Raw genomic sequence first — 15,051 nt, 5'->3', positions numbered from 1 at the left:
ATGTCCGCACTTGACCCATTCTATGCAATGCTTCGCGGTGACGCCGATCCATTCCGCGCTCACCCCCGGGATCTTCGCGATCTTCAACTCGCTGCCATGAAGGAGCGCTTCGCCGAGCGCAGCACCCAGATCAGGCTGCTGCGCCGCCGGGCGGACGATATGGGCGTTGAAACCATCAACCGCCACGCGGACATGATCCCTCTTCTGTTCGCGCATCAAATCTACAAGAGTTACCCGGAACAATTCATCGACAATGGCCGCTGGAAGCATCTGGCAACCTGGCTACAGACCCTCTCAAGCAACCCCGTAAGCGATATCGATATGACGGGCGTGGAAGATGTCGATGCCTGGATGGGGAAGTTGCGCGACGCGGGCCACTACGTGTTCAGCTCCAGCGGCACATCAGGGAAATGCAGCTTCATCAACCAGACGCGTACCGATCTCGACAGCGTCACCGAATCGTGTGTGAAGCTCGGTATTCACGGTAACGCGCTGCTCCACCGTGATTTCGGCAAGCGCCCTGTATTCCTGATGATGCCGCCTGCGGGTGCGCATCGCCATATCGAACCTGTGCTTCGCGCCGCGAAGCGACTCGGCGCCGAAAGCACGCTGATGTTCGACGAGCCGGTGCTTGCTTCCGCAACGATCGCGATGGGCCGCATGCGCCGCGCAATCGCCGACGGTTCCGCGAAACCCAGCGAAGTTGCCGCTCTGCAGGAACATGCAGCGGCACGGCAGCGCCATACCGGCGCCATGATCGACGGCTTTCTCGACAAGCTTGCTGCACGGCGCGACATCCCCGTTCTCGTGCAAGGCAACTGGTCACTGCACTGGACACTCGCGGAGCGCGCGCGTCAACGTGGCATCGATGATGGAATCTGCCACCCTGACACGGTGATCACGACCGGTGGCGGTTTGAAGGGCACGTCCGCGCCCGCCGACTATCGCGAACAGATCATGCGTTTCTACGGCATTCGCCCGGAGAACATTCAGAACAGCTACGGCATGTCTGAAATGATCGGGGCCGGCCCCTGGTCGGAGGTGGCGCAGGGCTACGCAATCTGCCCGTGGATCGTTCCATTCGTGCTCGACAAGACGGGGGAGCAACTACTGAACCCGTCGGACGGCCGCGGTGTTGTGGAAGGCCGCTTCGCATTTTTCGACCTGCTTGCCGACGGATACTGGGGCGGCTTCATCACCGGCGACAAAGTCACGGTGGACTTCTCGCCATCCGGCACTACCGACGGCCTCCAGGGACCGCTCATCAAACAGGTTGGCCGCTATGCCGACCTTGAAGAAGGCGAAGACAAACTCTCGTGCGCCGGCACGATGGAGTCGTACGTCCGTGGAATGATCAGCGTTTGATCCCTGCCTCGGGCACCGAGCCGCAGAGCATGGCATCATTGGCGCCCATTGGAGCGCATGAGTATACTGGTGCCTACTTCGTCATCCAATGCTCAACGATGTCCAAACCCATGGCAGTTCAGGCTCCCGCCGGAGCCTCGCGGCTCGCTGCAGCGGGCAAACCTCGAGCGGCCGGGCGGCCCAGCCACGAAGACGCACTCAAGTTGCGTGAGCGGCTGCTCGACGCCGCGAAATCGGTCTTCATGAGAGAAGGGTTCGGCGCCGCGCGGGTCGAAGAAATCGCATCGCTTGCCGGCGTCAGCAAAACGACCGTTTACCGCCAGTTCGGCACGAAGGAAGAGCTTTTTCGCGCCATCGTCTGGCGCGGGATGGCCGACTTGAGCGGCAAGATCGCCCAGCACCTGGAACCCGGCCGCGATTTTTCGACCAATCTGGCATCCCTTATCGATGCACTGGTCGAACACATGGCAACACCGGACAGCACGCACACTTCACGCATGGTCATTGGCGAGTCGATACGTTTTCCAGACGTCGCAAGGCAGTTCCTGCAGTTTGTGATGACGATGCTGGAGCCACTCACGAGCGCCCTCAAAACCGCGGCCGCGAATGGCGTGATCGATATCGACGATCCCGCGAACGCAGCGCACGATCTCCTTACGCTCGTCGCCGGCACAACTGAAGTGCTGCTCGCGATCCAAACCACGCGCTCGGAACGCAAGCGTCGGGCCGAGCGAGTTCATCGGATCCTGCTGATTGCGTGGAAGTATCGGGCGTCGCTGGACAAAGCCCGTGTCAAGTCAATGACGTAGCGTTTGCGGCCGGTGCGCCCCACGTGCGTTCCCGACATACTAGCCGGCAATTTCTCCCATCACCTGAAACTGCCCGGATGCCTGGGCGATGCACCTCGCATTGGCCCAGATCCGGCAATCCGAAAAAATCACGCGCTTCCCGGAACGCAGAACATCGACATGGGCCTCCACCCAGTCACCCGGCTCCGCGTTGCCCATGAAATTGACCGTCAAGCCCGTCGTCAACACCTTCACCGCCGGTTGACGCGAATACTTGCTTGCCCACGTAATAGCCGTATCCGCCAGCATGCAGACGGCGCCGCCGTGCATCATCTGGCCGAGGTTTCTGTGCGCTTCACGCACGTACATGCCGATGACGTGCCCGCGCTCGCTCTTGCGAAAGTACGTGGGACCGAACATCCGATGAAAGGGGCCGAACTCCGGCATCAATGAAAAACCCGCCGGAATGGGTTTTTCCCCGCTTTCTGCAGGCGCATCCACCGCCACTTCGTGTACTTGTTCCAATGCCATCCTCCTCTTAAGCGCCGCAACTAGCCAGGTGCCGATATTTCCTTTTTCATCAGCAAGACATGTCGTATCATTATACGCACACAAGTCACATATATGAATATACATGGACACTGGATCGCTCTTCACGCCTCTCGTTGTTCGAGACGTCACGCTCGCCAATCGAATCGTCATGTCACCCATGACGCGCGGTTTTTCCCCCGAAGGACTACCCGGCAATGACGTCGCGGCCTACTACAAACGGCGCGCCCAAGGCGAAACAGGCCTCATCATCACGGAAGGTGTCGGTGTCGATCATCCGGCAGCGCTCGGCGAAGCCGGGCTCGGCGAGGATTCAATTCCCGTGCTCGCCGGAGAAGAATCGGTGGCCGCGTGGCGGCGCGTGACTGACGAAGTTCATGCCAGTGGCGGCGTCATCTTTCCGCAGCTGTGGCATATGGGGCCAATGAAAGAGGCGAATACGGGCCCCTTTCCGGCCGCCGCTCCGCTGCGCCCATCGGGCCTATGGGGGCCGTCAGGGTGCACGACCTCGCTCAACGCGGGCTACATCGAGCGCGTCACGGCGCCAACGCGGCCAATGACAGACACCGAGATCGCGGACGTCATCGCTGCATACGGTCGAAGCGCACATCTTGCGCGGGCCGCAGGATTTGATGGCATTGCCATTCACGGTGGTCACGGCTATCTGATCGATGCGTTCCTGTGGGCCGAGACCAATCAACGCACGGACAACTGGGGCAAGGATCTCGCGGCACGCAGCCGTTTTGCCGTCGAAGTCGTGCGTGCGATACGCGAAGCGATCGGCGATGCGATGCCGATTACCTTCCGCTTTTCGCAGTGGAAACAGCAGGATTTCCGCGCGCGCCTCGCCAACGATCCGCACGAGCTCGAACAGATCCTCGCACCGATCGCGGATGCCGGCGTCGACATTTTCGAGGCGAGCACTCGTTATTTCAATCGAGCGGAATTCACGGGCTCGGAGATGAATCTCGCAGGCTGGGTAAAGAAAGTGACTGGCCGGCTTTCGATGACGGTGGGTGGAATCGGAATCAATAAGGGTTACTACGATTCAATGGCTGGAGCCGAGACATCGGCGCAGCCAGACCTCACACCGTTGCTGGATCGCTTCTCACGCGACGAATTCGATCTGGTTGGCGTAGGACGATCGCTTCTGCACGATCCGAACTGGGCGCGCCGCGCCCGCCTGGGGGAGCCGTTTCTCGGCTTCAGCAATGATTCGCTCGCACGCCTCACCTGACGAAAGGCGTTTTTGCAATTGACGCCTCTGCATCAGGCATCAGCTGCTGGAGATAGGCAATTCCTTAGTTCCGCCCGGTGACCGGAATCAACGTGCCGGTGACACCCGATGCTGCCTCCGAAGCCAGGAACAGAATAACGCTGGCGATTTCCTCGGGCCGCACCCAACGCGAGAAATCCGCGCCAGGCATGTCGTTGCGATTCTGCGGCGTATCGATAATGCCGGGCAGGACCGCATTGACGGTAATTGAACGATCCTTGAGTTCTTCGGCTAGCGCTTCCGTCAAGCGCATCACCCCCGATTTCGATGCCGTGTACGCGCCCATCCCCGTGGCGGCCTTGAGTGCGGAGCCGGCGCCGATATTGATGATGCGGCCGCCGCGTGTGCCACCGGCAAGATAGTCGAGCGCCGCTTTCGATGCCGCGGCCGCCGTGCGCACATTCATCTGGTACATCAGGTCCCACGTGTCGAGGCTACCGTCGGCCAGCGTCTCCCAGCGAAATCCCCCGGCCACATTGACGATCGCATCGAGCGCGCCGAGTTGCTCAACAGCCGCCGCCATCGCCGATCGCGCCGCGTCGAGGTCCGTCAGTTCGACGCCGCCGCGCCACCACGCCGCGTTCAGTTGCGCCGCATCTGCATCATCGGGAGCCGGTACCTTGTCGAGCAGCGCCACCTTCCAGCCGTTGTCAGAGAATACTCGGCCCACGGCCCGCCCCAATGTGCCAAAGCCACCGGTTACCACCACAACTCGTTGCATGTTCGCTCTCTCCGTCGCCGTATCCGGCGCAATAAGATCAACGACCCTTGAAAACCGGCTCGCGCTTCTCGCGAAACGCATTCACAGCTTCCTGATGGTCTTCCGTCAGATTCGACAGCGCTTCGTAGGCTATCGACGCATCGAGAATGGAATGCGCGAGTTGCTTGAGCCCGATGTTGATCGACGCCTTCGTCCATTGAATCGCACGCGCGGCTCCATTCGCCAGCCGCTTCGCCATGGCGTCGACAACGGCATCGAGATCTTCGGCAGGCACGGCATGATTGATGAGCCCGAGTCGCGCCGCCTCTTCCGCGATGAGGAGGTCACCCGTCAGGAGATACTCCTTGGCCTTCGCATAGCCCACGAGCTGCGGCCAGATCACCGCGCCACCATCGCCCGCCACAAAACCGACTTTCACGTGCGGATCGCCGATCTTTGCGTGATGAGCTGCATAGCTCAGATCCGAGAACAACGCGATCGTCGCGCCGAGACCAATAGCATGACCATTGATCTTCGCGATGACCGGCTTCGGACAATCGAGCATCGAAAAGACGATCTTCTTCGCGCGCTGCATGCCCTCGAGAAACAACGCAGGATTGTCGATGACCTGCTGCATGTGCTCGATATCGCCGCCCGCGCTGAACGCGCGCCCGGCCCCCGTCAGCACCACGACGCGGGTCTCGTCGTCCTCGGCGACATCGAGAAAGAGCCGCGACATCTCGATGTCCATCTGCTCGTCAAACGCATTCAACGTTTCGGGACGGTTGAACGTGACGGTGAGAATGCCGCCGTCGCGTTCGAGCAATAGCGCCTTATAGTCCGAAATATTCATGACCACCCTGTTCACAATGGAGAGGTTCAGCGGAGCGGCAATACGTCTCCCGCCTCCGCCGCCCGCAATGTTTGCCCGCTGCGTCAGTGCCGGCGGCACAACATCTGCCCCCCGGCATCCCGCACGACTTCGATTACACGTGCAGCGGAATGAACTTGCGGCCGTTGTCGTACATGATCTTGCGCGTGTCTTCTTCGCTGAGCCCGGCGCACGCTTCCGACGCGAAATCCTTCGGCTCCGGCACGCCTTCCGCGTGCGGATAGTCTGAGCCCATCAGAAGGAAATCCGACGAGCCGGTCTGGGCGATGATATTGCCAATGTCGTCTTCGGGATACGCGACCACAAACACGTTTTCCTTGAAGATCTGGCTCGGACGCATCTTCAGTTGACCGCACGGCCAATAGCCATTCTTCGCCATGCCCCGGCACTTGTCCATTTTCACGAGCATCGAAGGCACCCATTCGGCACCGTTTTCCGCGCTGCACAGCTTGACGCGCGGGAAACGCTCGAAGAAGTTGTAGAAAATGAACGACGACAGCGTTTCGACCACCGGTCGCTCACTGTAACCGTGCATCCAGATGAACGCTGTCTGACGCTGGCGCGACTGCTGCACCGGCTCGCCCCACACCGCCATGTGATCCTTCATGTAGATCGCTTCCGAAACGTGGAACGTGACACGCACGCCCGCCTCGTTGAGGATCGACCAGAACGGGTCGAAGTACGGGTCCGCCGGCGAGCGGCCATTGAATGGTCCCATCGGCATCAGGATCACCCGCACACCGTTCGCAACCAGCCATTTGGCCTCCACGATGGCTGCGTCGAAATCGTCGAGCGTCACGACCGGCGTCGTGTAGATTCGATCCTTGTAGTTGAAGCCCCAATCGTCGAGCATCCACTGGTTATACGCATGCAACACCGCATTGGCCGCGACGGGCTCATTCAGGTAGGAAATGCATGCGACCATTTCGCCGACGTACATCGTGCACGCTTCCACGCCGAATTCGTCCATCTTCTTCACGCGTGCGTCGCGGTTGAACATGTCCGGCGTCGGCGGAACACGCATGTCCACGTTATCCTTGCCGTCCTTCATCGCGCGCAGCCATTCATGCAGCTTGCCCGGCGGCGGTACGTGCCCCTCGGCCGAGACGTAGCCCTCGCTGATCTCCACCTTGCGATCGCCGACATACATGCAGCGGTTGCCATCCGCCGTGACACGGCTCGTGAACGACCAGTCCTTCTTGAACTTCTCGGGCAAGTGGCGGCTGTATGCATCCTCGACTTCGTAGAAGTGCGTGTCGGCGTCGTAGATCTTCCCTTGATACGTTTGCATGAACTCTCTCCTGATTGTGGGGAGCGCTGCTGGACGTGCGCCCTCGAGAGAAGTATCGGCTCAACCCATCAGCCCAAAAACTGCGATATCGAACCGGGAAACGTCGATATCGATTTGATATCGGTCGTCGCTGCCGCCGCTCCCGACGCCGGGATGATATTTTTTGAAAATATAGATACGAACATTGTTCGCATATGAGTATGCACGAAGGCGTGCATGAACTTGATACGTCAATCGCACGGGCGGGCGCAGGCTGTAACGCGGCCGCCCCGAGGGCTCACGATCGTGAGCCTTCTGTCGCAATGGCAACCTCGCCAACGCCACTCTTGTGCTCATTCGGCCCTGCCTTCGCGAGCACTCCGCCGTACAAGCAGATCGTCAAAACGGCGCACGTGCGGCAGAACAGGTAATGCAACAGGGCGCTCTACATCGTCTTCTCATGCTTCTTCGCGGTAGGCGCCCACGCGATATTCGCTCCACGCGGGACACGGCGGTGCGCCGTGCCCCGCCGACAGGGGAATGTTCGATATTCGTCTATCTACATCGCCTGGGGTTCGCTCACACGGCTGCTGTACGCTTCCATGCCGAAGCAGCACACCCCTTTTGATCGCCGTAGCGACCGATTCACTCGGCGCAGCATTGACGCGCCTTTCAACCGCGCGATACCCGCCACATACTGCAGCACACGCTTCGATATGTGACGGGCCGGCCAGTCACTCCACTTCGGCTTGGCCCAATGCCGACGCGCGTTGCGCCACCTTCATGATGTTCTGCTCGAGGTGCGGACGTTCGCGATCGAAACGCTCGAGTGGCGCGCCAATCGCCATCGCCGCGATCACGTTGCCGTTCGGCCCGAAGACCGGCGACGACACACCCGCCGAGTCCGGCAGCAGTTCGCCGCGGCTGACCGACAAACCGCTTGCAAGAATGCGGTCGAGTTCGTCACGCAGCGCCTTTTTCGTCACGATCGTCTGCGGTGTTCGACGCTCGAATTTGACCGTCTTCATGTAGTCGGCAACGAACGCGTCCGGTGCGTGAGCCAAGAGAACGCGACCGGCAGCGGTGCAATAAAGCGGGCGGCGCAAGCCGACGTGCATCGAGTAGCGCACGGATTGCTCGCTCTCGATCACGTCGACATAGGTAATTTCCTTGTGCTCGGCGTCGAGGACGCCGATGTACACGGTTTCATTGGTGCTCTTCGAGAGATCGATCAGGAACGGGCGCAGCATCTTCGAGAAATTCCATGCGGCCATCACACCCGCTGACAACCGGAAGATCGACGGCCCGAGCCGATAGCGGCCCGCGTCGTGCAACAAGAATCCTTCTGCGACCAAAGGTCTAAGCAGATTGAGCAGGCTGCTCTTCGGTGACTCCAGGGCGACATTCAGTTCTGCCAGCGACATCCCGTCCGGAGACTTCGCCAGTACATCGAACATTCCGAGGAGTCGGGTCAGCGAGCGCGGGCCGCTGACATCCCGGTCCGCCGGCGCCGAGGTCTCTTTCAGCATGATTTTCCCCATCAATTGACTATATGGATTATACGGAAAATTGTTCACATAGTTTTACAACGATCACGAGTCGGCACGCACTTGCGCCACACAAATTCGGGAATACGCTAGGGTACCCTCTGGCTCATGACGATATATAGTTGAACATCGTTCGTAAAATTGAAGCGATCGAGCGACGGTTTCCAAGCACGCACTCGGCACGCACGCGCGTCGAACAGCAGCGTCGACTCCACTTCCGGATCCCTCATGTATACGAAAAAACTAGCAGACAAGGTCGCCATCGTGACAGGAGGCGGGCAAGGCGTCGGACTCGGCATTGCCCGCTCGCTTGCCGCCGAGGGTGCGTGCCTGGTGTTGACGGGTCGCACGCAAAACAAACTTGCGCAGGCCGCCGAGGAATTGAGTGCCCTCGGTTCGCAAGTGCTCGTCGTGCCTGGCGATACGCGCGATCGTGCCAACGCCACGCGCACGGTCGAACGTGCGATCGAGCGATTCGGTCGCGTGGACGCGCTTGTCAACAACGCACAAAGCAGCAACCCGGGTGTTCCGCTCGAGTCGGTGAACGACGACGACTGGAACGACACGCTCGAGTCTGGCTTGTACGGAACGCTGTATTTCATGCAGGCCGTATTGCCGCGGATGAAGGCCCAGGGCCGCGGCACCATCGTCAATTTTGGCTCGCGCACTGGCATCGAAGGGCTCAAGGGATTCGGCGCCTACGCCGCAACCAAGGAAGGCATTCGAGGGCTTTCACGTGTTGCCGCGCGCGAATGGGGCGCATATGGCATTACCGTCAACGTCATTTGCCCGGCAGCGCTCACGCCAGCCGCTGAAGCGTACCTCGAAGCCAATCCCCAGGAACGCACGCGCTATCTCTCTGAGATCGCTCTTGGCCGCTTCGGGGATCCCGAGCGCGATATTGGTCGAACAGTTGCATTTCTGTGTAGTGACGATGCGAGTTTCATCACAGGGCAGACTATCAGTGTGGACGGCGGACAGTCAATGCTTTAGTACGTGTTCTTGAACACAGTGCAACTTCGGAAACGGAAAGTTGACATTCGCGCAGCCACAAACAATTTAATTGAACCAATGGTTGCATTATTGGGCTGCCGCGGAGAGCGGGCTCGCACCACGCGCATCAGGAAGAACGAGCGTGATCCGGTATTTCTCCTCCTGCACACTTCGCGAGAGCGTGTGGAGTTGTGGCCTTGGCTTCGGGACACCGAGCCAAGGTTTTTTTTTGCAACTCCAGCGGGGATCGCAGGCCAATCCGCGTGCAAGCGCAACCCGAACGGTTGCGCTTCGCCACCACTACAGAACTTTCTTCGTGCGCAAGGTCTCGATGTCGGACGGCGACATGCCCAGCAGATCGCGAAGCACCACGTCCGTATGCTGTCCGAGCATCGGCGGCGCGTCGTAAGCAGCGATCGGCGTGCCCGACATCTTGACCGGATTGGCGACCATGCGGACCGCCTCATCGGTCAGCGGATGTGCGACTTCGACGCACATCTCGCGCGCCTGGACATGCGGATCGGCGAACACCTGCTCCAGGTTGTTGATCGGCCCAGCGGGCACGCCCGCCGCATCGAGGGCCGCCAGCAGTTCATCGCTCCGCCATTCGGCGATCAGCGGCTCGAACACCTCGCCAAGCGCACGACGATGCTTCACGCGCAGCGCGATCTCGCTGAATCGCGGGTCGCCGGCGAGTTCGGGATGACCGAGCACGTTGCACATCCGCGCGTATTGCTCGTTGTTTCCGGCGACGATCATGATGTCGCGATCGGCACAGCGGAACATGCGGGACGGCATGCCGCCGTTCCCCTCCGTACCGCGCCGGATCGGAATCTGGCCCGAAACGAGGTACTGGCTCGCGTAATGCGATGTCGCGGCGATCATCGCGTCGAGCAATGCGAGGTCGATGTACTGCCCCTCGCCACTGCCGCCTTGAGCCGCGTCGCGATGGTAGAGCGCCGCAATGATCGCGGAAGCCGCATATTGACCACAGAGGATATCGGCAAGGCTCGGGCCGGTTTTCATCGGCCCGCCGCCCGGCACGTCGTCGCTGTTGCCGGTAACGCTCATCAGGCCGCCCATCGCCTGGAAAATCGAGTCGTATCCGGGGCGCGGGCTGTACGGGCCGGTTTGTCCGAAGCCCGTTATCGAGCAATAGATCAGGCGCGGATTGACGCGCTTGAGGCTCTCGTAATCGAGCCCATAACGCCCGAGGTCGCCGACCTTGTAGTTCTCGAGCAGCACGTCGCAGTGCGCGACCAGCGAGCGTATCAGCGCCTGGCCGTCCGGCGTCGATATATCGCACGTGATCGATTTCTTGCCGCGGTTGGCGCTGATGAAGAACGTCGACTCGCGCGTGACCTTGCCCTCCCGATCCATGAGAAACGGAGGGCCGAACTGCCGCGAATCGTCCCCCTTGCCCGGACGCTCGACCTTGATGACCTCCGCACCGAGATCAGCCAGCATCTGTGCGCCCCAAGGCCCCGCGAGAATGCGGCTCAGGTCGAGTACGCGAACCCCTGCCAACGCGCCTTTTGTCATATCAAACTGTCCCCTTGATTCTTGCCGGCCGCACCGCAAAACCCGCATCAGCGTCCGACGAACTTCGCCGCACGTTTTTCGATGAAGGACTGAACGCCTTCCCGTGCGTCTTCCGTGTTGTAGAGAAATTGCTGGGTCGACTGAATCGTCGCGTAGGCATCCTGCCACCCTTGCCCCAGAGAGACTCTCGCATTCTGCATCGTGGCTTGCACGGCGAGCGGCGCCTGCGCCGCGATTCGCTCCGCGATGGCGAGCGCGCGTGCGAATTCCTTGCCTGCCGGCACAACGTCCTGCACGAAATTCATATTCCGTGCTTCCTCTGCGGTGAACTCGTCGCCGGTGAGCAGCACCTTCATCGCGTTGCCCCAGCCGGCACGCTGGACCATGCGGAATGTCGCACCACAACCTGCCATGATTCCCCGCTTCACTTCAAGCTGGGAGAAACGGCAATTATCGGCAGCCACGGCCACTTCCGATGCAAGCATCAGTTCGACCGCGACCGTGAAGCAGATTCCCTTGAGCGCGATGACGACGGGTTTGGTCCGTAACGGCGCGCGCAAGTTGAATGGATCGACCTCGCCCTCCGGAAGCAAGGGTTTGCCCTCGCGGCGCAGCGGTGCGATTTTTGGCATGTCGAGCCCCGCCGTAAAGTGATCGCCCTCGGCGTAGACGAGCCCGCAGAACAGATCGCTACTCGTCTCGAGTCGCGTGTAAGCCCTGGCCAGTTCCGCGAACATCTTCGGCGTGAAGCCGTTGCGCTTTTCAGGCCGGTCGATCCCTATCAACAGCAGGTTGCCGCGCTGTTCGACGCGAATCTGTCCATCCTCGTGACGAGTCGTCATGCACTATCTCCTTGCGGGGTTTTCCGTTAGCCGATCTGACCATCGGCTCAATTGACAAAGCCATGCCACACATTCAGAATAATAAACGTCGTTCACAAAATTGGCAACGCGGAGCACAACCCCACGCCGCGAAGGCGGCGCGCCGCAGCCCCGGCGTCAGGCGATCGGATCCCAATGCTGGTTCAAGTGTTCACCCTGATTTCTGCGAGGAAAGACCATGGCCTACGAGACGATCATCGTCGAAATTCACGGCAAGACCGGCTTGATCAAACTGAACCGTCCGCAAGCCTATAACGCGCTGAACAACCAACTGACGGACGAGCTCACGGCCGCACTGGACGGCTTTGAGGCCGATCCCGCCATCGGCGCGATCGTGCTGACCGGCAGCGACAAGGCGTTCGCCGCCGGGGCCGACATCAAGATGATGAGCGAATGGACGTACATGGACGTCTACCAGAATCAGTTCATCACATCGAACTGGGAGCGCACGTCGCGTTGCCGCAAGCCGGTCGTTGCCGCTGTCGCGGGTCTTGCGCTCGGCGGTGGTTGTGAACTGGCCATGATGTGCGACTTCATCCTCGCCGCCGACAACGCCCGCTTCGCCCTGCCGGAGATCACGCTCGCGACCATTCCCGGCGCCGGCGGCACACAACGCCTCACGCGGGCGCTCGGCAAATCGAAGGCGATGGAAATGATCCTCACCGGCCGCAAGATGGACGCCGCCGAAGCCGAACGATGCGGGCTCGTAAGCCGCATCGTTCCCGTCGATACACTCGTCGACGAAGCGCTGAAAACAGCCGACGAAATCGCCCGCTACTCGCAACCGGTCGTCGCGATGGCAAAGGAATGCGTCAATCGCGCATACGAATCGAGCCTCGCCGAAGGCATCCTGTTCGAGCGGCGCATGGCGTATTCGACCTTTGCCACGGAAGACCGCAAGGAAGGCATGGCGGCCTTCGCCGAAAAACGCAAGCCGCAGTTTCGCGATTGTTGACGCGCCGGCAAAAGGCCACTTTCGCCATGGCGCGCCGAGCACACCAGACCGCGCACGTATAGCGCACCGCCTGGTACCCACATTCCCTACTCCGACTACAGGACAGACACGCGATGAAACCCTACGTCAATCGCATTATCGAATTGCTCGGGATTCGATACCCCATCGTTCAAGGCGGCATGCGCTGGGTGGCGCGGGCCGAACTGGCGGCGGCAGTGGGCAACGCGGGCGGACTCGGATTCATTTCCGCGCACACCCATGCAAGCGCCGATGCGCTCGCGCGCGAGATCGACAAGGTGCGCTCGCTCACGGACAAACCCTTCGGCGTCAACCTGACCGTTCTCGGCGCCAACGCCGGTCTCGATTACGACGGGTACGTGCGCACGATCGTGTCGCAGGGTGTTCAGGTGGTGGAAACAGCCGGCAGCAATCCAGCGAAATACATTGCCGAATTCAAGGCGCACGGCATCAAGGTCATTCACAAGTGCGTCGCGGTCCGGCACGCCGTGAAGGCCGAATCGCTCGGCGCGGACGCCGTCAGTATCGACGGTTTCGAGTGCGCGGGGCATCCCGGCGAAGACGATATCCCGGGACTGATCCTCATTCCCGCCGCGGCCGACAAGCTCAAGGTGCCGATTCTCGCCTCCGGCGGCTTTGCCGACGGGCGCGGCTTGATGGCGGCGCTGGCGCTCGGGGCGGATGGCATCAACATGGGTACACGCTTCATGCTCACGCAAGAGTCCCGGGTACACCCGGCGATCAAGCAACGTATGCTGGACGCAACCGAGCGCGATACGGTGCTGGTCGGTCGCTCGATCGGCGATTCGAGCCGCGTGATCAAGAACAGCGTGAGCCTGAGCGCGCTGGAACTGGAGCGCAGCGGGCACGTCGCGCACTCGGACCTTTACGCATTGACCGGCGCCAATCGCTGGATGGACGCGTTCGCCACGGGAGAAGTCGAGGGTGGCGCGTTCCCTGCCGGGATCGTGACAGGACTCATCCACGACATGCCGACCTGTGCGGAATTGATCGACCGCATCGTGAAGGAAGCGAGCGCGATCTCGCAACGCCAGCTCGGCTTCGGCGCCGCTCTCTCATGAAACTCGCCGGCCTCCGCGTGCTGGATCTGTCGCAGTTCATGCCGGGTCCGTTGCTCGCCGCCCATCTTGCGGATCACGGCGCGCAAGTGATCAAGATCGAACCGGTCACCGGCGATCCCACGCGCGGCGTGCCGGGGTCGGGCGACGCGTTCTTCGCCGCGCTAAACCGCGGCAAACACAGCATCGCGGTGGACTTGAAGCACCCGGACGGACGCGACGTAGCGCTCAAGCTGATGAATCAGGCAGATGTGGTCATCGAATCGTCGCGACCAGGCGTCGCCGCGCGCCTCGGCATCGACTACGAAACGGTGAGTCGCACGAACCCGCGACTCGTCTATTGCGCGCTGACTGCATTTGGGCAGCACGGCCCCCTCTCTCGACTGCCCGCGCACGATCCGGTGATTCAATCGTTCGCGGGAACGCTGCCCCGCGACAGCCGTGGGGCGCCAATCACGACAGGCACATCGCTCGCCGCGCTGGCCGGTTCGTTGACGGCATTGTCCGCTGTGTTGATGGCCCTCCTTCGCGCGCGAGAAACGGGACGCGGCGACTACGTCGACATCTCGCTGTTCGACGCGGCGCTGACGGCGCAGCCACACCTGAGCGGACGCCTGCTCAACGCGCCGTACGATCGATCGGCAGACGCAATTGAAGGCAACAGCGGCATCGCGCTGCTCAATGCCTATGAGACCGCCGATTCGAAGTGGCTCTGCCTCGGCGGACGGGAGTACACCTTCGCGACCAACCTGCTCACACCACTGGGCCGCCCGGATCTGATCAGCGATGCGATCGGCCCGGCCGGTGAAGGCCAGGCGCGCGTGCGGGAATTCCTCGAGCAAACCTTCCGGACCCGCACGCGCGATGACTGGCTGAACTGGTTCGAAGGACGCAACATCAGCGTCGCACCGGTACTCTCGCTCGCGGAAGCGATCAACCACCCGCATACGCGCGAGCGCGCAATGATTCAACGCGATCCATCGGGATGCAATCACCTTGCGAACCCGATTCATTTCCGCATGGAGCCTGCCTCGCCATCGCTCGCCGTTCCACACGTCGGCGAACACACCGAACGCGTGCTGCGCGATCTCGGCTACAGCGACGACCGGATCGCGGAACTCGTCTCGTCCGGTGCCGTGCGTGGGCCGTGCGGCGCGACCCCGGCCGTTGCGCAACCTATCCACTGACGCGAACCA

Annotated in this window: 14 protein-coding genes; 7 read left to right on the top strand and 7 right to left on the bottom strand. The window is 61.2% G+C overall.

What is annotated here, in order from left to right:
- On the top strand, window positions 1–1,365 hold the full coding sequence (locus KR541_RS31020) for a hypothetical protein (protein ID WP_012337378.1): 1,365 nt from the start codon (window positions 1–3) through the stop codon (window positions 1,363–1,365).
- Between the two features lie 110 nt (window positions 1,366–1,475).
- Complete coding sequence (locus KR541_RS31015) at window positions 1,476–2,174, top strand: TetR/AcrR family transcriptional regulator (protein ID WP_226248660.1); 699 nt, start codon at window positions 1,476–1,478, stop codon at window positions 2,172–2,174.
- A 39-nt stretch (window positions 2,175–2,213) separates the two neighbouring features.
- On the opposite strand, the gene KR541_RS31010 is transcribed toward KR541_RS31015, so the two are convergent.
- Window positions 2,214–2,684, bottom strand: a complete 471-nt coding sequence (locus tag KR541_RS31010) for a PaaI family thioesterase (protein WP_085966532.1) — start codon at window positions 2,682–2,684, stop codon at window positions 2,214–2,216.
- A 103-nt stretch (window positions 2,685–2,787) separates the two neighbouring features.
- On the opposite strand from KR541_RS31010, the gene KR541_RS31005 reads away from it, so the two are divergent.
- Window positions 2,788–3,939 carry an NADH:flavin oxidoreductase gene (locus KR541_RS31005; protein ID WP_050016562.1) on the top strand — a complete coding sequence of 384 codons (1,152 nt, stop codon included), beginning with the start codon at window positions 2,788–2,790 and terminating at the stop codon, window positions 3,937–3,939.
- Window positions 3,940–4,003: 64 nt separating this feature from the next.
- On the opposite strand, the gene KR541_RS31000 is transcribed toward KR541_RS31005, so the two are convergent.
- The 4 genes from KR541_RS31000 to KR541_RS30985 form a co-directional block, all read right to left on the bottom strand.
- A complete protein-coding gene (locus tag KR541_RS31000) occupies window positions 4,004–4,699 on the bottom strand; it encodes an SDR family NAD(P)-dependent oxidoreductase (RefSeq protein WP_012337374.1) in 696 nt (231 codons plus the stop codon).
- A 37-nt stretch (window positions 4,700–4,736) separates the two neighbouring features.
- Window positions 4,737–5,531, bottom strand: coding sequence for an enoyl-CoA hydratase/isomerase family protein (locus tag KR541_RS30995; RefSeq protein WP_012337373.1), 795 nt, complete (start codon window positions 5,529–5,531; stop codon window positions 4,737–4,739).
- 133 nt (window positions 5,532–5,664) lie between these two features.
- Window positions 5,665–6,861, bottom strand: coding sequence for an amidohydrolase family protein (locus KR541_RS30990; protein WP_050016560.1), 1,197 nt, complete (start codon window positions 6,859–6,861; stop codon window positions 5,665–5,667).
- Window positions 6,862–7,574: 713 nt separating this feature from the next.
- Entirely contained in the window at window positions 7,575–8,369 is a 795-nt protein-coding gene (locus KR541_RS30985; protein WP_012337371.1) for an IclR family transcriptional regulator, read from the bottom strand.
- Window positions 8,370–8,615: 246 nt separating this feature from the next.
- Here KR541_RS30985 and KR541_RS30980 point away from each other — a divergent pair, with 246 nt between their 5' ends.
- Complete coding sequence (locus tag KR541_RS30980) at window positions 8,616–9,380, top strand: SDR family NAD(P)-dependent oxidoreductase (protein WP_012337370.1); 765 nt, start codon at window positions 8,616–8,618, stop codon at window positions 9,378–9,380.
- A 300-nt stretch (window positions 9,381–9,680) separates the two neighbouring features.
- On the opposite strand, the gene KR541_RS30975 is transcribed toward KR541_RS30980, so the two are convergent.
- On the bottom strand, window positions 9,681–10,922 hold the full coding sequence (locus KR541_RS30975; RefSeq protein ID WP_012337369.1) for a CaiB/BaiF CoA transferase family protein: 1,242 nt from the start codon (window positions 10,920–10,922) through the stop codon (window positions 9,681–9,683).
- Window positions 10,923–10,969: 47 nt separating this feature from the next.
- A complete protein-coding gene (locus KR541_RS30970) occupies window positions 10,970–11,764 on the bottom strand; it encodes a crotonase/enoyl-CoA hydratase family protein (protein ID WP_050016559.1) in 795 nt (264 codons plus the stop codon).
- A gap of 217 nt (window positions 11,765–11,981) precedes the next feature.
- On the opposite strand from KR541_RS30970, the gene KR541_RS30965 reads away from it, so the two are divergent.
- From KR541_RS30965 to KR541_RS30955, 3 genes are all read left to right on the top strand, one after another.
- Window positions 11,982–12,758 carry an enoyl-CoA hydratase gene (locus KR541_RS30965; protein WP_012337367.1) on the top strand — a complete coding sequence of 259 codons (777 nt, stop codon included), beginning with the start codon at window positions 11,982–11,984 and terminating at the stop codon, window positions 12,756–12,758.
- Between the two features lie 113 nt (window positions 12,759–12,871).
- On the top strand, window positions 12,872–13,858 hold the full coding sequence (locus tag KR541_RS30960; RefSeq protein WP_012337366.1) for an NAD(P)H-dependent flavin oxidoreductase: 987 nt from the start codon (window positions 12,872–12,874) through the stop codon (window positions 13,856–13,858).
- The gene (locus KR541_RS30955) at window positions 13,855–15,042 is read left to right on the top strand and encodes a CaiB/BaiF CoA transferase family protein (RefSeq protein WP_012337365.1); all 1,188 of its coding nucleotides are present in this window, start codon (window positions 13,855–13,857) and stop codon (window positions 15,040–15,042) included. The genes KR541_RS30960 and KR541_RS30955 overlap by 4 nt, the downstream gene beginning before the upstream one ends.
- Window positions 15,043–15,051: the final 9 nt, after the last annotated feature.

This window comes from Burkholderia sola (genome assembly GCF_905400185.1).
In the GTDB taxonomy this organism is placed as follows: Bacteria; Pseudomonadota; Gammaproteobacteria; order Burkholderiales; family Burkholderiaceae; genus Burkholderia; species Burkholderia sola.
The sequence above is the reverse complement of the archived record's forward strand: the minus strand, read 5'-3'. Positions and strand labels throughout refer to the sequence as shown.